This window comes from Solitalea lacus, assembly GCF_022014595.1.
In the GTDB taxonomy this organism is placed as follows: Bacteria; Bacteroidota; Bacteroidia; order Sphingobacteriales; family Sphingobacteriaceae; genus Solitalea; species Solitalea lacus.
In genome coordinates this window covers 1,033,167-1,055,767 of sequence record NZ_CP091740.1, presented here as the reverse complement: position 1 = coordinate 1,055,767, position 22,601 = coordinate 1,033,167, and the positions used below count along the sequence as shown (strand labels likewise).

Genomic DNA, 22,601 nt, shown 5'->3' with positions numbered 1-22,601 from the left:
GTTCAGTGTGGAGAATAACGGATTCGAACCGTTGACCCCCTGCGTGCAAGGCAGGTGCTCTAGCCAGCTGAGCTAATTCCCCAAGTTAAGTGCGCTTGTTTCCGCTTTATCGTTTCCTGCGCTTTGGTAGTCCCGAGCAGACTTGAACTGCTGACCCCTACATTATCAGTGTAGTGCTCTAACCAAACTGAGCTACGGGACTTTGGATTGTTCCTGCAGGCAGTAGGCTTGTTCATTCATCTACCCTTCCTACCGGTACTTGGGTTTTCTCTTGTTGAAGTCTGAAATGAGATTGTATAGCGCAGCAGCTAGTGATAACTGCTATCCTTCTCTAGAAAGGAGGTATTCCAGCCGCACCTTCCGGTACGGCTACCTTGTTACGACTTAGCCCTAATTACCAGTTTTGCCCTAAACCGCTCCTTGCGGCTACAGTCTTTAGGCACCCCCAGCTTTCATGGCTTGACGGGCGGTGTGTACAAGGCCCGGGAACGTATTCACCGCGTCATTGCTGATACGCGATTACTAGCGAATCCAACTTCATGAGGTCGAGTTGCAGACCTCAATCCGAACTGTGAATGGCTTTTTGAGATTGGCTTCATATTGCTATGTCGCAGCCCTCTGTACCATCCATTGTAGCACGTGTGTAGCCCCGGACGTAAGGGCCATGATGACTTGACGTCGTCCCCTCCTTCCTCTCTACTTGCGTAGGCAGTCTGTTTAGAGTCCCCATCTTAATGCTGGCAACTAAACATAGGGGTTGCGCTCGTTGCGGGACTTAACCCAACACCTCACGGCACGAGCTGACGACAGCCATGCAGCACCTAGTTTCGTGTGATTGCTCACTAATCTATTTCTAGATTATTCACTAACTTTCAAGCCCGGGTAAGGTTCCTCGCGTATCATCGAATTAAACCACATGCTCCTCCGCTTGTGCGGGCCCCCGTCAATTCCTTTGAGTTTCAATCTTGCGACCGTACTCCCCAGGTGGATTACTTAACGCTTTCGCTTAGCCGCCGACTGTATATCGCCGACAGCGAGTAATCATCGTTTAGGGCGTGGACTACCAGGGTATCTAATCCTGTTTGATCCCCACGCTTTCGTGCCTCAGCGTCAGTTACACTTTAGTGAGCTGCCTTCGCAATCGGTGTTCTGTGACATATCTATGCATTTCACCGCTACTTGTCACATTCCGCCCACTTCATCTGTACTCAAGCGAACCAGTATCAAAGGCAGTTCTACAGTTGAGCTGCAGGCTTTCACCTCTGACTTAATTCGCCGCCTACGCACCCTTTAAACCCAATAAATCCGGATAACGCTTGGATCCTCCGTATTACCGCGGCTGCTGGCACGGAGTTAGCCGATCCTTATTCTTCGGGTACCTTCAACTCACTACACGTAATGAGGTTTATTCCCCGACAAAAGCAGTTTACAACCCGTAGGGCCGTCATCCTGCACGCGGCATGGCTGGTTCAGACTTGCGTCCATTGACCAATATTCCTTACTGCTGCCTCCCGTAGGAGTCTGGTCCGTGTCTCAGTACCAGTGTGGGGGACCATCCTCTCAGATCCCCTATGCATCGTAGCCTTGGTAAGCCGTTACCTTACCAACTAGCTAATGCAACGCATGCCCATCTCTAATCACCTTAGTTTTAACAGTTAAATGATGCCATTCTGCTGTTTTATGCGGTATTAATCTCCCTTTCGGAAGGCTATCCCCCAATTAGAGGTAGGTTGCATACGTGTTACGCACCCGTGCGCCACTTTCATAGGGACCGAAGCCCCTAATCTCGTTCGACTTGCATGTATTAGGCCTGCCGCTAGCGTTCATCCTGAGCCAGGATCAAACTCTCCGTTGTATACTTTAAGTTTGTTCCTTGTATCCTTGCGGATACAGGTGGTTCCGAAGAACCATTGTCTCTTGGATTGACAGTTATTGTATGCTAGCTTATTGTATTGCTACAATTTGCTGCGCTATTCTCATCTCTTCAAAGAACGTTCGGTTAACCGCTGTTAACTTGTCGTGGATAGTACCGGAGTCGAACCGATTCGTCTTGCGACTTCCCTGTATCCTTCGTCGTTTTTTCTTTCTTCTTTTTCGCTGCCGACCTTCCGTCTCAGCGGGGCTGCAAAGGTAAGCATCTTTTTGATTTCTGCAAGAACTTTTTTAACTTTTTTTCTCGCTTTTCTGCTTTCGATTCCTCTTCAGGCCAGTTTTTCAATTTCTTCCGCTGTTGACTTCCTCATCAGCGTCCCCGTCGTTTCGGGAGTGCAAAGGTGAAACTTTTTTTCTCTTCTGCCAAATTTATTTTAAAATAATTTTTGGCGTTTTTTTTGTTTCCAGGTAGCCTTCCGCTCGCTTCGCTTCCTTCCCTCACCTGTCCTTTCGTCCCTCAATTCCTGCCGCCTTCCTTCCGATTGCGGAGCGCAAAAGTACGACTCTTTTCCGTTCCTCCAAATCCTTGCTCCCCCTTTTTCCGCCATCACCCCCTAACACCCTGGAGCACTGCAGGAAAAATTTGAAAGCACCCTAATACAACCTAATGAATTAAACTAGAAACTTGTCTTTCTTACACAAAAACGCTGCAAAACATTATAAAAAATGCGTGTAGAGTCGATTAAATATCTATTAAGAAAGAATACCTGAGCGACATCCTGGCATTAAAATTCTAAGATTAATATCAAAAATCACCTATTGATAGCAAGACAAGGGTACAGGCTTCTTCAAATTGAATCCCATTTTGAGTAAGCATTTGTTGCAATTCAATATTTTCAGTCCCTGGATTAAAAATAACACGTTTGGGCTTGGTTTGTAGAATATAATCAAAGTAGACCGGTTGGTGCGCCGGCCCAACGTACAAAGAAATTGTATCAATATCATTATGTATTGTTTGTGGCTTTTCTATTTCAACTCCAGCCACATTGCCTTCCCTTAAACCTACAGCTACAACTGGATGCTTGTGCTGAACCAATCTATTAATTGCTTTAAATGAATAACGTTCTGGATTTGTGGAGGCTCCTAGCACAAGAGTTTTCTTTCCTGACATAAATAAACTATAAACTAAATAAGCATGTTCTATTTTAGCATTTTTGAGAGTAATGCAATCTGACCTCCGTGATAAGCATGATGTTGAGCTAAACCATGAAGCATAACTTCATAGGTTAAACCTGATCCTAAAGGAGTATCCCTTTCAGCTCCTATTATATTTTGCAAATTATCATCCGAAAAATCTTGCAAGTTTAAAATAAGCAATTGGTGAGCTGCACTTAAATCAAAAAGAATTTTATTCCAATCCTCTTCATTCAATGTGTCAACCGATGGCCAATCACCTCTTTCAGGCATTGAAGAAGGATGCCCTTCCAATCGATCGGCAATCTCCTCCGTCCAAGCAATTAAGTGCATAACAATTTCTGCAATAGAATGAACTTGAGGAACAGGCCGACTATTTGCCATTGCAAAGTTGACGGATTTCAAAATATCGCGCAAGGAAGGACCATGCCAAGGTTCTCCACTAACAGCAGCCTCTAGTTCTTCAATTAATACCTGTTTTGTTGACATAGCATTTTAATGCAAATAAAGAGAATGAGGGTTTGTTATTGACAATAAGGTGAGTTCCTGAACATCCAATTTTGACAACAGTCGATCTTCAAGCATATCTGCCCATGTATTCATATACAAGGCTACATCTTTTGCAACGTTAAATCGAAGTGATTGCGTTCCGGAATTAATTCTTCGCAGGACGGATGGATCAGATAATCGTTCAAGATGAGCCAAGTCTTCAATACTTAAACCTGATTGAAGTAAATCGAATATCAAATTATCCATTGGATAACCTGACTGTGGACAATAATCGTTTAGTTGCTCAGACCAGTCTCCAATTCGATTCATTGCACTTATATGAATTTCTGCTGCAGTTAAGCCTGTTAAGTTTTGAGCTAAATAGCCACAATTGCAGCTCCCCATATGTCCCCACTGGTATTTTGGAGCCTTTTCAATTTCAATGGCAGTTTGACGAAGGGCCATTATTAGATTTAATTGCTTTTCCATAGCAACAACGTTTACAATAAAGTTAGTGCTTTACTTGTAAAGAAGCTTAATGAAAAATCAGATAGATTTCATTATCGCTTCTGCGCATTTGATCCCATCAATAGCGGCAGAAACGATTCCTCCTGCATAACCAGCACCTTCGGCACAAGGAAATAAACCTTTTATCTGAGGATGCTCCAATGTATCCTTATCTCTAGGAATACGGACAGGTGAAGAAGTTCTTGATTCAACCCCTACCAAAACTGCTTCATTGGTAAAATACCCCCGCATCTTTTTATCAAATAAAGGAAGTGCATTTTTTAAACTTTGAGCAACAAAGCCGGGAAGCACATCATATAAATCGGCGCTTACAATTCCTGGATGGTATGAACAATCTGGCAAATCTTTAGAGATTTTATTGTTGACAAAATCAACCATACGCTGGGCCGGCGCTTTTAGCAATCCTCCACCAACTTGAAATGCTTTACGCTCTATAGATTGCTGAAACTTTAAAACTGCCAATGAATCGTTTTCAACACCCTTAACATCTTCTAAATTGATTTGGACAACGGTACCTGAATTTGCGTAAGGATTATTACGTTTAGAAGGCGACCAGCCATTTACCACAATTTCCTCGGGTTCAGTAGCACATGGAGCAATGATCCCCCCTGGGCACATACAAAACGAAAATGCACCTCGCCCATTTACCTGCTCAACTAAACTATAATAAGCCGGTGGCAAATTTTCATGTCTTATATCGCATCGGTATTGTGCTTTATCAATTAACCGCTGAGGATGCTCAATACGAACACCCAAAGCGAATGGCTTAGCTTCAATGAGGATATTCCTTTGATGAAGGAGATAAAAAATATCACGTGCAGAATGGCCTGTTGCTAAAACAACATTATCAGCCTGAAAATCACCTTTGGAGGTTTTCACTCCTTTTACCTGACTGAAAGGAATATCAAAATCAATGACTTTTGTATCAAAATGAATTTCCCCGCCGGCATTTAAAATGGATTCGCGTATGGCCACAATAATTTGTGGCAATTTATTCGTCCCTATATGTGGACGAGCATCAACAAGAATATCTTCAGAAGCTCCATGAGCTACAAAAGTCTCCAGCACTTTATTAACATCCCCTCGTTTTGTCGAACGAGTGTATAGTTTACCATCAGAATAGGTTCCTGCCCCTCCTTCTCCATAACAATAATTGCTTTCAGGGTTTACCTCACCTTCCTTATTAATGGCGGCTAGATCACGACGACGGGATTTCACATCCTTTCCTCGCTCCAAAACGATCGGCTTTAGCCCCAATTCAATTAAACGTAAAGCAGCAAATAGGCCTGCAGGACCAGCTCCAATAACCAAAACCTGTTTTCGGTCATTCACTTTTTCGTATAAGGAATTATAAACATGGGGAGCAGGGGCAGGTTCATCAATATAAACCAACACTTTTGCGCGATAAACAGTGACACGTGATCGTGCATCTATAGATCTTTTTTCTACTTTAAATCCATTAATCCGTTTAGTTGAAATACGCAGGTCATTAGCAATTTGCTGTTGTATATGCCCGATATCCTGAATAAATTCAGGTAAAATTGTCAGTTCAAGTTCTTTAATCATTTCTATTTGTCAGATAGCTATTCTGAAATCGACGCAAAATTAAAGATTTATAGGGTAATAATGCCCTTGCATAAATTTTGTAGATTTGAGTAGAAAATTTTAACTAGTTCTATGAAGAAAATCGCATTAGGCGTAATTGCCATTTTAGCTTTAATATTTGTAGTAGGCGGATGTAACGGCTACAACAAAATGGTGACCCTTGATCAGGATGTTAAGCAACAATGGGGACAAGTTCAAAACGTTTACCAACGTCGTTCCGATCTAATTCCCAATTTGGTAAATACCGTAAAAGGATATGCTAATTTTGAAAAAGAAACCTTGACCCAAGTTATTGAAGCTCGATCAAAAGCAACTGCAGTTAATATTGATGCAAGCAAATTAACACCGGAAACATTTCAAAAGTTTCAACAGGCACAGGACGGCCTAAGTTCTGCACTTAGCCGTTTAATGGTTGTGGTCGAAAAATACCCGGATTTAAAAGCCAATCAAAACTTTCTGGAGTTACAGGCTCAGCTAGAAGGCACGGAAAATAGAATTGCTGTTGAACGGAACAAGTTCAATGAGGTTACAGGAAATTACAATAAAAAGGTAAAAACATTTCCGAATAACTTATTAGCTGGGATGTTTGGGTTTAGTGAAAAACCATATTTCCAGGCTCAACCGGGTAGCGAAAAAGCACCAACAGTTCAATTCTAAAAAAATAGGTCAGATTACATATAATTGACTATCAAATATTTGTAAAGTTTTATTGAGGATTTGTTTAAACGTACAAATCCTCAATTTTCATTCTGAACAGGATTAAAACTAAACTCCTTAAGCATGCCTTTATTTGAAGAACAAAACCGGAAAATTATTAAAGAGGCCATAAAATGGGCCGAATCCATAACATCAGGAGAAATTCGTGTTTGCGTTGAGAAAGTTTGCCCAGAAGACGTTTTAAATCGTGCTGCATACTATTTTAAGCATTTGGAGATGCATAAAACCAGTTTGCGCAATGGCGTACTGATTTACATTGCAATTGAAGACCAAAAATTTGCCATTATTGGAGATGCGGGTATTAACAAGCATGTAGGTGAAAATTTCTGGCAGGACACAAAACAAGCAATGTTACAACAATTCAAACAAGGCCTATTGGTTGAGGGGGTTGTAAAAGGAATTGAAATGGCAGGCAAAGCATTATCAGAATACTTCCCTCCGGTTAATAAAGACGTAAATGAATTATCAGATGACATCCATTTTGGCCATGAATAAACTTAAAGGTTTCTTTCTATTTTTCTTTCTATTCCTCTCATTCCTTGTCGTAGGCCAGGATATACCCGAGAAACCTAATCCACCTAGGTTAGTAAATGATTATACACAAACATTAACCACTTCCCAAAAGGATGAATTAGAACGAAAACTAGTTGCTTATAATGATTCCACTTCAAATCAAATTGCTGTAGTAATTGTTCAGTCACTTAATGGCTATGAAATTGCTGATTATGCAATCAAACTTGGACAAAAATGGGGAGTAGGACAAAAGGAGAAGCGTAATGGTGTAGTACTGCTCGTCTCTATGGGCGATCGAAAAGTATTTATTGCTGTAGGCTATGGACTTGAAGGTGCAATCCCAGATGCCTATGCAAAGCGTATAACCTCAACCATTATAAAGCCCGAATTTAAAGCAGGAAATTATTTTAAAGGTATTAACGACGGCACCGATGCCATCATGAAATTTGCTTCTGGTGAATATACCGTTGGGCCAGACGACGTGGTATCGAACAATAAAGGAGGTGGCAGTGGAGGCGTATTGTTTGTGGTATTTTTAATCTTTGGCTTGATTATCATTTTCTCATTACTAAGAAGAAAACGATACCAACATATAGCCAATAGAGGTGCGGGCTCAGACTTACCATTTTGGGTATTAATGAGTATGTTAGGCAACAGTGGTAGAAATAGCGGCAATAACGATTGGGGTGATTTTAGTGGCGGAGGTGGTGATTTTGGTGGTTTTGGAGGTGGTGATTTCGGGGGAGGAGGAGCCGGAGACAGTTGGTAAAAGAGAGCAAAAATACTGCAATTATTACCACAATTAATTTGCTCATTTACAATAATTTAACTAACTTTATAATCCTGATGTGAATCAGGAAATAACAGTACCACGGGAGTTAATATCCCGGATGTTCATACCAAAGCCGAGGTACAGGTGAGGATTTAAGAAACAGGAAGAAAATTAAAAGATATTCTTGTTTCGCAGCAAGTCTGTTAAGGTGAAGTAAATATAAAGGTAATCGTTAAGTTGATTAGTGATTAGTTTTAGATAGAAAAATCTTAATGGACTTGTTGGTTTATGGATAATTCCAACTAAAAACCAAGCCGTCCAGAAATATTTCCGGACGGCTTTTGTTTTTATAAAACTCATTAAGTAATAGTCTTTATTGTTTAGCTCATTTTGAGCTTTTTCTGAATATCCTGAACCCAGTTTTTAAACTTCTTATCGGTCTCAATTAGATCTTCTACTGTTTGGCAAGCATAAATTACCGTAGAGTGGTCGCGACCTCCATAAAATTGACCAATTGACTTAAGCGATGCCTTAGTATGGCTTTTTGCCAAATACATTGAAATCTGACGGGCTTGAACAATTTCTCTTTTACGAGTTTTTGACTTTACCATTTCCAGTGGAATCTCAAAATACTCACATACAAGTTTTTGAATATATTCCATCGAAATTTCCTTGGTCGAATGCTTAATAAAGTTCTTAAGCATTTGCTTAGCCAAAGGCAAATCAATCTCCTTACGGTTTAAAGTTGAATGAGCTAATAAAGAAATTAAAGCTCCTTCTAACTCACGAATATTGTTATCAATGTTGTGTGCAACATACTCAATAACATCCTGAGGTAATTGAATACCATCAGCCTTCATCTTCATTTGAAGAATGGCAATACGGGTTTCAATATCAGGCACCTGCAAATCAGCCGACAATCCCCATTTAAAACGAGACAGCAATCGCTCTTCAAGACCAACCAAGTCCTTAGGAGCCTTATCGCAAGTCATAATGATTTGTTTACCACTAGTATGTAGGTGATTAAAGATCGTAAAGAAAATATCCTGCATTTTCTCTTTGCCGGAGAAAAACTGAACATCATCCACCACTAAAATATCTATTAACTGATAAAAGTTAACAAAATCATTAATGGTATTGTTCTTTAATGAATCTACAAACTGCTGTCCGAATTTTTCAGCCTGAACATATAACACCAACTTATCCGGGTACATAGTTTTAACTGCCGATCCTATAGCTTGTGCAAGGTGTGTCTTACCTAATCCGGCACCTCCATATATAAACAAAGGATTAAACGAGGTTCCACCTGGTTTTTGTGCAACAGCAAACCCTGCTGAACGGGCAAGACGGTTACATTCCCCTTCAACAAAATTGTCGAAAGAGTACTTGGCATTCAACTGAGGGTCGATATTCAGCTTTTTCAATCCTGGTATAACGAACGGATTCTTAATCGATTCATTGATACTTACAGGCATTGGTACCGGCTGATTTTTCAACTCACCATTACTATTTGTTGGATAATTAACCGTATAAGGATTTTTAGAACCCGACGATTTATCCATCACAATATTATACTCCAAACGTCCGTCGGAACCCAGTTGATGTTTAATGGTTTTGCGAAGCAACGAAACATAGTGTTCCTCCAACCACTCATAGAAAAAAACGCTAGGCACTTGTATGGTTAAAACATTGGTGTCTAATTTCAAAGCCTTGATGGGCTCGAACCAAGTTCGGAAACTCTGGGCCGGCACATTGTCTTTGATAATTTTAAGACAGTTTTCCCATACAGAATGACAAGTTCTATCCATATTCATTAGGTAAAAACAGTATAAAAGATTGATTATGAATGAATGGGAAATGAGAGCTGGTTTCCCGGTTCGTTTTTCAAGTATAGAACAAAAAATGTGGATAAAAAAGTTTTTTTGAAAATAACAAAAAACCGCATTTAATCCTATTTAAACGCGATTTTTTGCTCTATTTCGCCCTTAATTTACGCTAAGGTATGTTGATATTTTTTATTTGTTAATTACTTTTTGGATTTAATGTAAAGTTAAATTATATACCTTAAAGTTAACAAAATATTAGCTTAAAACTCTCCAAAAACACCTCTTAGCACATCTGCAATTTCGCCCAGAGTGGCATAGTTTTCAACCGATTGTAAAATGTGTGGCATTAAGTTCGATCCGTCTTTGGCAGCACCTTTCAATGCCTCAAGCGATTTTCTCACTGCGTCATTGTCCCGTTCAGCTTTTAGCTTCTTCAATTTTTCTTGAGTTTGACAGCACTATTTTCTAAAACCTCATTTTTAGGTATGCAGGGCCCATTTTTGGATTGATTTTTCAAAAAAGTGTAGTGTGCCAACTTTTTGTTTTTTCCCTATAGGGACTTTAGATTTGGCCCATGGCCTTTCTAAGGGTAGAAAACAAGAAGTCAGGAAAGTATTTACGCATCGTTGAAAGCTATCGCGATGAGAGCGGGATAAGCCGTCATCGTATTTTATATACCCTTGGTAAACTGGAAGACTATACACCAGAAGAGCTAAAACGTATCGGCTCAAAACTTTACGAACTTGGCGGAGGCGACCTGAAAGATCTTCTGGAAATTACCACGGGCGAAAAAGCCCGTTTCAATTATGGTTACTTTCAGGTTTTCTCCAAAGCCCTGTCCCATTATAAACTCCCCCGTTTATTCGGGCAGATCGGCAGCAAGCATAAACTTGGCTTTGACCTGCAGAATGCTGTGCTGTTAATGATTCTTGAGCGCTTGCAGGATCCCTGCAGCAAACGAAGCTCCTATTTCAACCAAAACGAATACCTGGGCATTGAGAAAGTAGAGCTGCAGCATCTGTACCGTTCTTTAGATAAGCTGGCCGATTATAACAAAGCGATCCAAAAGCAGATCTATCAAACGGGCCGGGATTTATTCAATCAGCAACTGGATGTTGTTTTCTATGATGTCACCACACTTTATTTTGAAAGTGAACTAGAACAAGAGGGGGCTTTACGACAAAAGGGCTTTAGTAAAGATGGTAAGATTGGTACTACCCAGATCTTGTTTTGCCTGCTGATTGACCGGGATAAACAGCCTATAGGGTATCAGGTATTCAAAGGCGACACGTTCGAAGGTCATACGTTTGAAAAAGCGGTAAAAGACCTGAAGAAAGACTATCAGATCAATCAGGTGATTGTAGTGGCTGACCGGGGGATGCTTTCCAAAAACAATCTTGATGTTACCACCGAAAGCGGTTATGAATTTATTGTAGGCGAAAGGTTAAAGAAGCTTCCCGGTTCCCTCCAGGATTTCCTGCTGGACTTGAAGAACTACCATGGAGAATGGAGCTATAGCGATAGTGAAGATCAGCTTGTTATGGTTCGCTATGCAACGATCGAATATCAGGGAAGGGTGATTATTGGGACCTATTCGGCTAAAAGGGCAAAAAAAGATGCCCACGACCGGGCAGAAAAGCTGCAGACAGCCGAAACTTTATTATCCCGCCCCGAACTCCTCAGTAAAAAGGCGGGTCGTTTCTATTTGAAAAAACAAGGTTCACAAACCTATCAGCTGGACCAGGAAAAAATAAAACGCGATGAACGTTTTGACGGCTTTCTGGCTATTGCCACTAACAATAAGAGTCTCTCGGTAAGTGAAACGCTGGAGCAGTATAAACACCTTTACAAAATTGAACATACCTTCCGCACATTTAAATCCCATCTGGAAACCCGTCCAATGTTTCATTGGACAGATAAGCGGATAGAAGGTCATATCTGCCTTTGTTACCTGTCCTATACCTTACTGAACTTCACCTTGCTAAAACTGGAAAAAGCCGGGTTCAAGACGACCGAAGGAAAACTGCGGAAACTTCTCGATAAAATGCAGGTGAGTTTAGTGGAGCAACAGGACAAAAACTATTTCCTACGATCTGCAGCCTCTGAGGAAGAAACTGACTTTCAGCAGAAACTTGGCCTAAAATCGCTCCCTTCTATGTTGTAAAGCAAGAGATCTGGAAGTTTTTTTAATGATTACCTTTGTGATATAAATCCGAAGAGGAAGTGGGCGCTGCTGGAGAGCAACTCACCAGCAATAGGATTTATGACGGTGAATATAGCTTTGAAGCCCCACAATGACAGGGGCTTTTTTGCTGTATTCATTGTCCTAAATGGCTAAAGAAAACTCTCTTGCCCTGAATCTTCAGACACACCTGTCTTTTCAATGAACTAAAAGCCTATAAAAACATCCTTCTATTAGCAGAACCGGTAAATCGGGCTGCAATGCCGTGTTTAATTTTTTATAGATAGTGAGCTGTAGCCTTCAGATAGCAGATACAGAATGACCAGCACTGCAGGAAGCGTGTTATCAGTCTCAGATTAAAAGGATGTTTTTATATGGCGTTTTAGTTTTATTTAACCACTGCACACTCATATTCTTGTTTGTTTATTAATACATACCTGATTCTGTTGAGTAATTTCCGGGCTATTCTTACGATGGCCTTATTCGGTTCCATTCGCCGGCAATACTCATGAAAACTTTTAGTCAGTGCCGGATCCAGGCGTGCGGCTACCCATGCACTTTCAATCAGGGCGCTGCGCAGCACGCTATGCCCCCGTCGGGTGATAGTACCGGCTAGTTCTTTTTCCCCACTTGAATGCGTCGAGGGGATGAGTCCTATAAAACTGCAGAGTTGATCCGTGTTTTTAAACCGGTTAATCGTCTCCAGCTCGGTTAATAAGGTCATGGCCGTTAATAATCCGATGCCAGGGATACTTCGCAGTAAAGCGATGGCTTCCTGGTAAGTACCTGTTTTTGATAGCTCTAGTAAATGCCGGGTGAGTTGCAATACAGAGGCTCTCAAATGTTTCGCTTCTAAAATCATGGCCTGCAGGGCCGTTTTACTACTCTGCTCAGCCATAGCGATGCTTTCCAGCCAATCAACAAAAGGTTTCGACCAGTGGGACTGTTTTTTGGTGAAGGGCGCAGGTAGTTCAATGCCATGAAAGTACAGGAACGATTTTACCCGGTTTTTATACCGGGCAAGGTCCTTGGTCAGTATGGACCGGGTGCGAACTAAACAACGGTCCTCTAGGGTTTTACTGGAAGGAACATAAATCGGGATTAAGGCGCCACTTCTTAATGAGTGTGCGATTTTACGGCTATCCCTGGAATCCTCTTTTTGCACTTTTTCTTTATCGGTGGTGGGAATATCGGCAGGATTGACCACGATGGAGTGAATGCCCAGAGCCTCCAAGCGGTTATGGATCCAGTAGCCGCAGAAGCCTGCTTCGTAGGCGGAATGATAGGTGCCGCCGGGGAAATTCTGCCGGAGATACTGGTGTAATACTTCGGGTTTAGGTGGCTGCGAAAAGGTTTTATGGGTGAGCAGTTCAGTCATAACGGTAACCTGCCAGCTTTTTAAGTGCACGTCAAAACCAACATAAATGTTTTGACCGCTAAAATCTAATTGATTAACTTGTGGTTGCATAAGTTCCAGTGTTATAAAATTTTAGGGGTTCTTTCTTAAATTTACATAACTTCCTGGAACTTATTCCTTTACAAACATACGGCCTTCAGTATTGAATGTAGCCTCCTTGAATCAATATCTTTAAAATCAACCACTTAGCTATTTCTTGTAGTGTGCCTGATTTTTCGTATCTATTTGGTTATAAATATTTTATGTTATTTTGCTGTCAAACTCAAGAGCTGGTTTCCCGGTTCGTTTTTCAAGTATAGAACAAAAAATGTGGATAAAAAAGTTTTTTTGAAAATAACAAAAAACCGCATTTAATCCTATTTAAACGCGATTTTTTGCTCTATTTCGCCCTTAATTTACGCTAAGGTATGTTGATATTTTTTATTTGTTAATTACTTTTTGGATTTAATGTAAAGTTAAATTATATACCTTAAAGTTAACAAAATATTAGCTTAAAACTCTCCAAAAACACCTCTTAGCACATCTGCAATTTCGCCCAGAGTGGCATAGTTTTCAACCGATTGTAAAATGTGTGGCATTAAGTTCGATCCGTCTTTGGCAGCACCTTTCAATGCCTCAAGCGATTTTCTCACTGCGTCATTGTCCCGTTCAGCTTTTAGCTTCTTCAATTTTTCAATTTGCAGGTTTCGAATAGAGTCATCAACCCTGAACACCTCTCCCATAGGAGGTTCTTCAACCTGAAATTTGTTCACCCCAACAATAACTCGTGCACCGTTCTCAACATCCTTCTGATACTGATAAGCAGCATCAGCTATTTGTTGTTGAATATATCCTTCCTCAATTGCAGTAACAGCTCCGCCCATGACATCAATTTTTTCTATATAAGCCCAAGCAGCCGCCTCAATTTCATCGGTAAGGGTTTCAACAAAATATGAGCCTGCCAGTGGATCCACCGTTTCCGGCACCCCACTTTCAAAAGCAATTAGTTGTTGAGTACGTAATGCAATTCGAGCAGCTTCCTCAGTCGGCAACGACAATGCCTCATCAAAGCCATTGGTATGCAATGACTGAGTTCCTCCCATAACAGCGGCCATTGCCTGAACCGCAACACGAATAATGTTATTTTGGGGTTGTTGAGCTGTTAATGTAGACCCTCCCGTTTGAGTATGAAAACGCAATTGCTGTGCTCTTGGGTCTGTTGCCCCTAATTCCTTGGTAATAGTAGCCCACATTCTACGAGCTGCCCTAAATTTGGCCACTTCTTCAAAGAAATTGTTATGACAATTAAAGAAGAAAGATAATCGCTTAGCAAACACATTGATATCCAATCCGGCAGCAAGGGCCGCCTTTAAATAAGCTTTACCATTAGCCAATGTAAATGCCAGTTCCTGAACTGCAGTTGAGCCGGCTTCACGAATATGGTAACCTGAAATCGAAATGGTGTTCCATTTAGGAAGCTCCTTGCTACAGTATTCAAAAATGTCTGTAATGATGCGCATTGAAGGTTTAGGAGGATAAATGTAAGTCCCCCTGGCTGCATATTCCTTTAATATATCATTTTGGATAGTTCCTGAAATTTGCCTTAAGTCAGCACCTTGTTTTTTTGCCAAAGCAATATACATGGCCAATAATATAGATGCTGTAGCATTAATGGTCATTGAAGTTGTTATTTTTTGCAATTCAATGCCATCAAAAAGAATCTCAATATCCTTCAATGAATCAATTGCCACACCTACCTTGCCAACTTCTCCTTCTGCCAATTCATGATCAGAGTCATATCCTATTTGAGTTGGCAAATCAAAAGCCACCGAAAGCCCCATTGTTCCGTTCTGCAGCAAATAATGATAGCGCTTATTGGATTCTTCAGCAGTAGAAAACCCTGCATATTGCCGCATTGTCCACAGCTTACCACGATACATATCAGGCTGAATTCCTCTTGTAAACGGAAACTCTCCTGGCTTTTCAGTTATGGTTTTGGCTTCGGTATAAAGCTGTTTAATTTCTATACCAGAAGTGGTCATAAATTTTTTCATAATTTCTTGATTGGCTTTATTTCATCAGTGAACGGTGCAAAGAAAAACAAAACATCAACTAAACTCCCCGATTAGTTTTCTATTGTTCAAATACAGCCGATTTATTCCTATTAATATAATTTGCTCACTTCTGCTCTTAACAAGGAATTAGTTTGTGCATAAGGATCTGAAGGCATTTTACTAACATGCTCCAACACTGCCCTGCTTAATTCAAAAGCGGTAGTATTGGCTGGCATAGAAGAGGCAATAGTGTTAATAAGCAAAATAGTTTCATCTTTTGTCTTTTTTACTGCCTGCCATGCAGCTTCACTAACATAAACCTGTTGTGACAAGTTATGCTCAAATTCATTCCTAATTTCATTTAAACATACAGCCTGCATGTCAGTTGCTGTTAGTCCTTGTGGCGAAACACGGATAAATAAACTGGCAGGAGTAATTCTTTCGATTAATAAAGTTAAACGTTCATATGCTGCTAAACGCAATGGCAATGTTTGATTTTGAGCATTTTTTTTCAGCTCAAACAAGTGATCCCCTAATCCTTTATTTTTTTTACTGAAGTACTCCTTAATCGAGAAAACAAAAAGAATCAGTAATCCCACTACAGGAATACCAATGTTAAAAAGTTGTTGAGTTGAAATTTCTAAAAGCATGATATGATTTAATTCGAAAAACAAAAATGACAATTAGGATGTATATTTGTAAAAAAATTTAGTGTATTTAATATGGAAGCTACAGTTCAGTCAAATACAAACACCTTTGTACCGGTAACGTTTACCCCTGGTGCAGTTAAGGAATTAAAGAAACTGATAGAGCAAAAAGAACTTACCGAAGAATTTGGGTTACGCGTAGGCGTTGAAGGCGGAGGTTGTTCAGGCATGAACTATGTTCTTGGTTTTGACAAGAAAAAAGAAGGGGATGAAATCTTCTTTGTTGAAGGTATTCAGATATTTTTAAACAAGGCACATAACCTTTACCTTGTTGGCATGCAGGTTGACTGGCAGGATGGTTTAAATGCCCGAGGCTTTATATTTAACAACCCAAACGCCACTAGTACATGTGGCTGTGGAAGCTCATTTTCAGCTTAAAAGACCTTTAAATATCTCTCAAGAGGAACTCGCTAATTCAAGTTCCTCTTTTTCTTTGGCATTTGCGATAGAATTTGCAGATAAGCCAATAGCGATTTCCTGTAAAATTTCCGTGAAACATATCACTTCTTCTATCTCTTCATTATTTTAGTTGGTCAATCATTCGCTCTGAGAATTCTATTTATCAATTCTTATTTAGAAATTTACCACATGGACCCGCGTGAAAATCTGAAAGTAGGCGTACAATCAATAAAAGCTAACCGCTTGAGAACTACTCTTACTGCCTTAATTATTTCCATAGGAATTATGGCCCTTGTTGGTATTTTAACGGCTATTGACGGTGTAAAAAGTTACGCTAATAATACCTTTGCGAGCATGGGATCCAATTCGTTCACCATCAGGAACAGAGGAATGGGAATACGAATTGGGGGAGGAGGTTCAGCCCCAAAGAGGTTTCCGGCTATTAAATACGACGAAGCTCAAGAATTCAAGCAGCGTTTCAACCATGGCGGATTGGTTTCGGTTTCAACAGTAAGTTCATGGGGAGCCACAATAAAATATGCAAACAAGAAAACCAACCCTAATATCAACGTAACTGGGGGAGATGAAAACTACCTATTAACATCAGGCTATAAGCTTGGCGAAGGCCGGAATTTCTCCAATTCAGAAGTTCAAAATGGATGGAATGTAGTAATAATTGGAAATGAAATAAAGAAAAACCTGTTTGAAAATTCCGATCCGATCAATAAAATCATCAGTATTGGAAACGATAAATACAAAGTAATTGGAGTATTGGCTGAAAAGGGAACTGCTGCAGTAGGCCCAGGCGACCGTTTTTGTTTAATTCCAGTACTTAGAGCTAAAATGGTATCAGGAAGCCAAAATAAAAGCTACACCATTACCGTAAGTGTACAAACTCCACAAAATATGGAACCAGCCATAGGAGAAGCCACCGCATCAATGCGTAACATTAGAAAATTGAACATTACGCAAGAGAACAACTTTGAGATCACCAAAAGCGATGCTCTTGCTAATACATTTTTAGACATTATAAGTTATCTTACCATTGCGGCTATTATTATAGGGTCTATTACGCTTATTGGAGCATCGGTAGGATTAATGAACATAATGCTGGTTTCCGTTACCGAACGTACTCGTGAAATAGGCATACGTAAATCACTTGGCGCCACTCCACATGTTATCCGCAGTCAGTTTTTATTTGAAGCCATTATCATTTGTCTTATAGGAGGTGCAGGCGGTATAATACTTGGCATTCTAGCCGGCAACGGACTTTCCATTTTAATTGGCGGAGGGTTTATAATTCCCTGGCTATGGATATCTGCTGGCATTTGCCTTTGCGTTGCGGTAGGCTTAATATCAGGACTCTACCCAGCGGTCAAAGCATCACGCCTTGACCCGGTTGAAGCACTGCGTTATGAATAAAATTAACTTCCTGAGCCAGGAGAGGGAATTATTGATCAGACTGTGAATAATGTCTTGTACTAAGTAGTATTGGCTATTCGCAAAACCTACAACACAGAAACTACAAAAAAACCGGCATAAAGCCGGTTTCTATATATTACTGGGTGTACTGCTTATTATAATAATCCTGATAAGCCCCTGAGGTTACTCGCTCAAGCCACTCTTCATTGGCTAAATACCAATCTACCGTTTTTTCTAAACCTTCTTCAAACTGAAGCGAAGGTTTCCACCCTAATTCATTCTGAAGTTTAGTTGAATCGATAGCATAACGTAAATCATGGCCTGCACGGTCTTTCACAAATGTGATTAATTTTTCTGAAGTTCCGGTTGCCTTATTAAGTTTCCTGTCCATAATAGTACATAGCAAGCGAATAACATCTATATTTTTCCACTCGTTATGTCCTCCTATGTTATAGGTTGTTCCGTTTTTAGCCGTATGGAATATCACATCGATTGCACGTGCATGATCCTCAACAAAAAGCCAGTCGCGAACGTTTTCTCCTTTGCCATAAATTGGAAGCGGTTTACTGTTCTTTATATTGTTGATACAAAGAGGAATCAGTTTTTCCGGAAAATGGAAAGGTCCATAGTTGTTTGAACAATTTGAAATCACTACTGGTAATCCGTAAGTATCTCCGTACGCTCTTACAAAATGGTCAGACCCTGCCTTTGAGGCGGAATAAGGGCTATGCGGATCATACTTAGTTTCTTCTGTAAACATTCCCGTTTCGCCTAAACTTCCGTACACCTCATCAGTTGATACGTGATAAAAGCGCTTACCAGCAATTTCTTTACCTAAAGATGGACTCCATATTTTTTTTGCAGCATTTAACAAATTCACCGTTCCTATAATGTTGGTCATCACAAAATCCAAAGGATTCTCAATTGAACGATCCACATGAGATTCGGCCGCAAGATGAATAACTGCATCAAATTGCTCTATTTCAAACAACTCATTAATAAATGACGCATCAACAATATCACCTTTCACAAAACGGTAGTTTTCCCTGTTTTCAATATCAATCAGGTTCATTAAATTACCTGCATAGGTAAGCTTGTCCAAATTAACAACTTGTAAATTTGGGTACTTGGTTACAAACAAACGAACCACATGCGAACCAATAAATCCGGCTCCTCCGGTAATCAATATTTTTTTCATTTATAGATTTTTTAAACTTCAACAGTTCCTTCGTGCAATTTAACCTCCCAAGCCCATGCCGAGCTTAACATCTCTTCTAAGCCAAGCTCTGCTTTCCAGCCCAGCTTTTCATTAGCAAGTTTAGTTTCAGCGTAAAGCGATTCAACGTCTCCTTCACGACGTGGACCGATTTTATAGTTCAGTTTTTGACCGGTTACTTTTTCAAATGCATTTACAATTTCCAATACTGAGGTACCTTTTCCTGTACCAAGATTAAACACTTCGTAATTACTTTCAGCTTTTTCGGCAATCAGGCGTTCACAGGCTTTAACATGCGCTTTTGCTAAGTCCACCACATGAATATAATCACGAATGCAAGTACCATCAGGAGTTGAATAGTCATCCCCAAAAATTGTCAACATTTCACGTTTACCAATTCCGGTTTGAGTAACAAACGGCATTAAGTTATTAGGAACTCCAACCGGCAATTCGCCAATCAATGCACTTTTATGTGCGCCAACCGGGTTAAAGTAACGCAGAGCAATTGATTTAATAATTGTTGCAGACGAAACCTTCTCTAATATCTCCTCACCCATTTGTTTAGTACTTCCATAAGCCGAAAGAGCCTTTTGGAAAGGAGTAGCTTCTGTAGCCGGCAAAACATCTGGTTGGCCATAAACCGTAGCCGATGATGAAAAAACAATGTTATTAACACCTTTTTCATTCATCACCTCAAGTAAATTGATTAATGAAAGATTATTATTCCTAAAATACTTCAATGGTTCTTTTACCGATTCACCAACTGCTTTAAATGCTGCGAAGTGAATAACCGCTTTTATATCGCTTTCCGCATTGAAAAGATCTTCTACTTTCGCCTTATCACAAAGGTCAATTTCATAAAATTTCGGTCTTACTCCTGCAATTTGTTCTATACGATCTAAAATAAAACGCTCGGAGTTACTCAAATTATCTGCAATAACGGTTTCATAACCGGCATTGATCAATTCAACAACTGTATGTGAACCAATGTAACCTGTTCCGCCGGTAACGAGTACTTTTTTGTTTGTGTTTGTCATTATTTATTATGAGTTTGGGTCGACAATTTCACGGCCAATACTATTGTAGTAAAAGCCTAATTCATTCATTCTTTCAAGGCTGTACAAATTTCTGCCATCGAAAATTGTTTTTCCCTTCAGCTTATCAGCCATTTGTTCAAAATCAGGATTACGAAAGTTTTTCCACTCTGTTACAATCACTAAAGCATCTGCATCTTCCAAACAGTCGTATTGATTTTTAGCGTATTTGATCTTATCTCCTAATTGCTTTTGGGTGTTCTCCATTGCGACAGGATCATAAGCAATAATTTCAGCCCCTAAGTTTAAAAGCTCCACAATGAGGTACAATGCAGGAGCCTCACGCAAATCATCCGTTTCAGGCTTAAAGGCCAATCCCCAAAAGGCTAACTTTTTTCCTTTTAAATTGGCTGCAAAGTAATTAATGATTTTATCAAGGAATTTTTCACGCTGAGCATAGTTGGTTTTCATTACAGCCTCAACTATTCGAAAGTCTCCACCAATTTCAGTGGCGGTTTTAGCAAGAGCTTGCACATCTTTTGGAAAACAACTACCTCCATATCCAACGCCTGCATACAAAAACTGTTTTCCTATACGGTCATCTGTTCCTATTCCCCTACGAATATGTTCAATATCGGCTCCTAAAATCTCACATAGTCCGGCAATTTCATTCATAAATGATATTTTTGTTGCCAAAAACGCGTTCGCAGCATACTTGGTTAACTCAGCGCTTCGCTCGTCCATAAAAATCAGCCTTTCACTTTGTCGCATATATGGAGCATAAAGTTCACCAAAAATCTTTTTCACCTTTTCCGAACTTGTACCTACAATAACTCGACTAGGCTTCATAAAATCATGTACAGCCACACCCTCACGCAAAAACTCCGGATTTGACACAACGTCAAATTCATATTTACTGTTCAGCAATACCACTTCGCGAACTTTATCTGCAGTTCCAACCGGAACCGTGCTCTTATTCACAATAATCTTGTAGCCATTCATTAATTTACCAATAGCCTCCGCAGTATTCACCACATAAGATAAATCAGCAGAGCCATCTTCTGAAGGAGGTGTCGGTAATGCAAGAATGATGATTAGCGATTCACGTACGGCATCTTCAAGGCTGGTAGTAAATGATAAAGTTCCATTAGCTATATTTCTCTTAAAAAGTGGTTCGAGATCTGGCTCATAAAAAGGAACAATACTGCGTTGCATTTTGGCAACCTTTTCAGCATTAATGTCAACACAAATTACATTGTTTCCAGTTTCTGCCAAACATGTTCCGGTTACTAAACCAACGTAGCCAGTACCAATAACAGCTATTTTCATTCAAAGAAGGTTTTTGTTTTTGTAAATCGAGGCGAATATACTTAAATATCTTTGCAAGCCTTACCTTAGCGTCCGATATGATGGTTTTACTATATAATTTATCCATCCGTTTTTACCACGGATTAGTGCTCTTGTTCTCAACGTTTAATTCTAAGGCAAAATTATTTATCAAGGGAAGAAAAAATATTTTTAAGCACATTGCCTTGAAACTTAATGATGAGCCGCGAGACCGTGTTTGGTTTCATTTTGCCTCATTAGGAGAGTTCGAACAAGGGCGACCTGTTTTAGAAAAATTAAAAGCATCTAATCCTGAATTAGCAATTGTCATGACGTTCTTTTCTCCTTCGGGATATGAGGTACGTAAAAATTACAATCAAGCAGATTATATATTCTATTTACCACTTGACACCAAGGCTAACGCTTCCAAGTTCATAGATTTAGTACAACCCCAAAAGGTATTTTTTACCAAATATGAATATTGGTTTCATTACTTCACAGAATTGAAATCGAGGAAGATTCCCCTTTATATGATTTCGGCAATATTCAGGCCCTCGCAGCCTTTTTTTAAGTGGTATGGCTCCTTTAACAGAGAAATGCTTAGCTGTGTAACAATGTTTTTTGTACAAAATAAGCTTTCAGGAGAACTCTTAAATTCAATTGGCATAAACAACTGGATCGTAAGCGGCGACACCCGCTTCGACAGGGTTTATGAAAACAGCTTACAGCCTAAGCAAATACCATTGATTGAGGAATTCATTGAAAACAAAAAAATACTTATTGCCGGAAGTAGCTGGCCTGATGACGAGGCCTTGTTAATTCCACTCGCTCAAACATTTAGTACTGATTGGAAAATGATTATTGCTCCACATGAGGTTGACAAAGCGCATGTAGAAAACATTATGAAACTTAGTGGAGATAGGGCCATTCGCTTTTCAGAACTTGAGAAGAGTTCAGCGAAAACAAAATATCAGTTTTTAATTATTGACAATATTGGAATGCTCTCCTCACTTTATCAGTATGGAACCGTTGCCTACATCGGGGGAGGATTTAATAAATCAGGAATACACAACACCCTGGAAGCTGCTGCTTTTGGTTTACCGGTAATTTTTGGACCAAACTATAAAAAATTTGCCGAAGCTGTAGAATTAATTGCAAACCGTGGAGGATTTTCAATAAAGGATTTTAATGAATTAAAAGACAGCTTTACCCATTTGAGCAGCAATCCAATCAATCTCCAACAATCTTCCTCTGCATCAAAGAATTATGTCAAAACAAACATCAATGCAACAACTATAATTTTCAACACTTTAGGGATATAATTCCTTTTTATTTTTATATATATTAGT

The 22,601-nt window shown here is 39.8% G+C and carries 19 protein-coding genes, 2 tRNA genes and 1 rRNA gene; 7 read left to right on the top strand and 15 right to left on the bottom strand.

The features are described from left to right. Nucleotides 1-8: 8 nt before the first annotated feature. The 7 genes from L2B55_RS04515 to L2B55_RS04485 form a co-directional block, all read right to left on the bottom strand. A tRNA-Ala gene (locus L2B55_RS04515) sits at nucleotides 9-82 on the bottom strand. A 42-nt stretch (nucleotides 83-124) separates the two neighbouring features. Then, nucleotides 125-202 (bottom strand) — tRNA-Ile (locus tag L2B55_RS04510). A gap of 133 nt (nucleotides 203-335) precedes the next feature. Then, nucleotides 336-1,855 (bottom strand): 16S ribosomal RNA (locus L2B55_RS04505). Nucleotides 1,856-2,677: 822 nt separating this feature from the next. Then, the gene (locus tag L2B55_RS04500; protein WP_237849098.1) at nucleotides 2,678-3,043 is read right to left on the bottom strand and encodes a CoA-binding protein; all 366 of its coding nucleotides are present in this window, start codon (nucleotides 3,041-3,043) and stop codon (nucleotides 2,678-2,680) included. Nucleotides 3,044-3,072: 29 nt separating this feature from the next. Further along, on the bottom strand, nucleotides 3,073-3,555 hold the full coding sequence (locus tag L2B55_RS04495) for a DinB family protein (protein ID WP_237849097.1): 483 nt from the start codon (nucleotides 3,553-3,555) through the stop codon (nucleotides 3,073-3,075). Nucleotides 3,556-3,561: 6 nt separating this feature from the next. Next, nucleotides 3,562-4,044 (bottom strand): hypothetical protein, encoded by a 483-nt coding sequence (locus tag L2B55_RS04490; RefSeq protein WP_237849096.1) that lies wholly within the window; start codon nucleotides 4,042-4,044, stop codon nucleotides 3,562-3,564. A 57-nt stretch (nucleotides 4,045-4,101) separates the two neighbouring features. Further along, the gene (locus L2B55_RS04485) at nucleotides 4,102-5,649 is read right to left on the bottom strand and encodes an NAD(P)/FAD-dependent oxidoreductase (protein WP_237849095.1); all 1,548 of its coding nucleotides are present in this window, start codon (nucleotides 5,647-5,649) and stop codon (nucleotides 4,102-4,104) included. 111 nt (nucleotides 5,650-5,760) lie between these two features. On the opposite strand from L2B55_RS04485, the gene L2B55_RS04480 reads away from it, so the two are divergent. The 3 genes from L2B55_RS04480 to L2B55_RS04470 all read left to right on the top strand — a co-directional run bounded on the left by L2B55_RS04480 (nucleotide 5,761) and on the right by L2B55_RS04470 (nucleotide 7,687). Further along, on the top strand, nucleotides 5,761-6,345 hold the full coding sequence (locus L2B55_RS04480; RefSeq protein WP_237849094.1) for a LemA family protein: 585 nt from the start codon (nucleotides 5,761-5,763) through the stop codon (nucleotides 6,343-6,345). A gap of 123 nt (nucleotides 6,346-6,468) precedes the next feature. Then, nucleotides 6,469-6,900 carry a TPM domain-containing protein gene (locus L2B55_RS04475; RefSeq protein ID WP_237849093.1) on the top strand — a complete coding sequence of 144 codons (432 nt, stop codon included), beginning with the start codon at nucleotides 6,469-6,471 and terminating at the stop codon, nucleotides 6,898-6,900. After that, a complete protein-coding gene (locus L2B55_RS04470) occupies nucleotides 6,863-7,687 on the top strand; it encodes a TPM domain-containing protein (RefSeq protein WP_237849092.1) in 825 nt (274 codons plus the stop codon). Before L2B55_RS04475 ends, L2B55_RS04470 begins: the two co-directional genes overlap by 38 nt. Nucleotides 7,688-8,070: 383 nt before the next feature. Here the strand turns inward: L2B55_RS04470 and dnaA are convergent, their stop codons facing one another. Next, nucleotides 8,071-9,498, bottom strand: a complete 1,428-nt coding sequence (dnaA, locus tag L2B55_RS04465) for a chromosomal replication initiator protein DnaA (RefSeq protein WP_237850267.1) — start codon at nucleotides 9,496-9,498, stop codon at nucleotides 8,071-8,073. Between the two features lie 278 nt (nucleotides 9,499-9,776). Next, nucleotides 9,777-9,953: a methylmalonyl-CoA mutase family protein gene (locus L2B55_RS04460; RefSeq protein ID WP_237849091.1), complete on the bottom strand. Its 177-nt coding sequence runs from the start codon at nucleotides 9,951-9,953 to the stop codon at nucleotides 9,777-9,779. A 137-nt stretch (nucleotides 9,954-10,090) separates the two neighbouring features. Here L2B55_RS04460 and L2B55_RS04455 point away from each other — a divergent pair, with 137 nt between their 5' ends. After that, complete coding sequence (locus tag L2B55_RS04455; protein WP_237849090.1) at nucleotides 10,091-11,680, top strand: IS1634 family transposase; 1,590 nt, start codon at nucleotides 10,091-10,093, stop codon at nucleotides 11,678-11,680. Between the two features lie 406 nt (nucleotides 11,681-12,086). On the opposite strand, the gene L2B55_RS04450 is transcribed toward L2B55_RS04455, so the two are convergent. The 3 genes from L2B55_RS04450 to L2B55_RS04440 all read right to left on the bottom strand — a co-directional run bounded on the left by L2B55_RS04450 (nucleotide 12,087) and on the right by L2B55_RS04440 (nucleotide 15,798). Beyond that, the gene (locus L2B55_RS04450) at nucleotides 12,087-13,166 is read right to left on the bottom strand and encodes an IS110 family RNA-guided transposase (protein ID WP_237845150.1); all 1,080 of its coding nucleotides are present in this window, start codon (nucleotides 13,164-13,166) and stop codon (nucleotides 12,087-12,089) included. Between the two features lie 440 nt (nucleotides 13,167-13,606). Next, nucleotides 13,607-15,148, bottom strand: a complete 1,542-nt coding sequence (locus L2B55_RS04445) for an acyl-CoA mutase large subunit family protein (RefSeq protein ID WP_237849089.1) — start codon at nucleotides 15,146-15,148, stop codon at nucleotides 13,607-13,609. Nucleotides 15,149-15,258: 110 nt separating this feature from the next. After that, the gene (locus tag L2B55_RS04440) at nucleotides 15,259-15,798 is read right to left on the bottom strand and encodes a DUF7935 family protein (protein WP_237849088.1); all 540 of its coding nucleotides are present in this window, start codon (nucleotides 15,796-15,798) and stop codon (nucleotides 15,259-15,261) included. 72 nt (nucleotides 15,799-15,870) lie between these two features. Between L2B55_RS04440 and L2B55_RS04435 the strand changes: the two genes are divergently transcribed. Both L2B55_RS04435 and L2B55_RS04430 read left to right on the top strand, forming a co-directional pair. Continuing rightward, a complete protein-coding gene (locus L2B55_RS04435; RefSeq protein ID WP_237849087.1) occupies nucleotides 15,871-16,233 on the top strand; it encodes a HesB/IscA family protein in 363 nt (120 codons plus the stop codon). A 210-nt stretch (nucleotides 16,234-16,443) separates the two neighbouring features. Beyond that, entirely contained in the window at nucleotides 16,444-17,676 is a 1,233-nt protein-coding gene (locus L2B55_RS04430) for an ABC transporter permease (protein WP_237849086.1), read from the top strand. 136 nt (nucleotides 17,677-17,812) lie between these two features. Here L2B55_RS04430 and rfbB read toward each other — a convergent pair whose 3' ends face one another. The 3 genes from rfbB to L2B55_RS04415 are packed head-to-tail and all read right to left on the bottom strand — an operon-like array spanning nucleotide 17,813 to nucleotide 21,255. Then, a complete protein-coding gene (gene rfbB / locus L2B55_RS04425; protein WP_237849085.1) occupies nucleotides 17,813-18,874 on the bottom strand; it encodes a dTDP-glucose 4,6-dehydratase in 1,062 nt (353 codons plus the stop codon). 11 nt (nucleotides 18,875-18,885) lie between these two features. After that, the gene (galE, locus tag L2B55_RS04420) at nucleotides 18,886-19,929 is read right to left on the bottom strand and encodes a UDP-glucose 4-epimerase GalE (protein ID WP_237849084.1); all 1,044 of its coding nucleotides are present in this window, start codon (nucleotides 19,927-19,929) and stop codon (nucleotides 18,886-18,888) included. A 6-nt stretch (nucleotides 19,930-19,935) separates the two neighbouring features. Further along, entirely contained in the window at nucleotides 19,936-21,255 is a 1,320-nt protein-coding gene (locus L2B55_RS04415) for a UDP-glucose dehydrogenase family protein (RefSeq protein WP_237849083.1), read from the bottom strand. A 77-nt stretch (nucleotides 21,256-21,332) separates the two neighbouring features. Between L2B55_RS04415 and L2B55_RS04410 the strand changes: the two genes are divergently transcribed. Continuing rightward, nucleotides 21,333-22,574 carry a 3-deoxy-D-manno-octulosonic acid transferase gene (locus L2B55_RS04410; protein WP_237849082.1) on the top strand — a complete coding sequence of 414 codons (1,242 nt, stop codon included), beginning with the start codon at nucleotides 21,333-21,335 and terminating at the stop codon, nucleotides 22,572-22,574. Nucleotides 22,575-22,601: the final 27 nt, after the last annotated feature.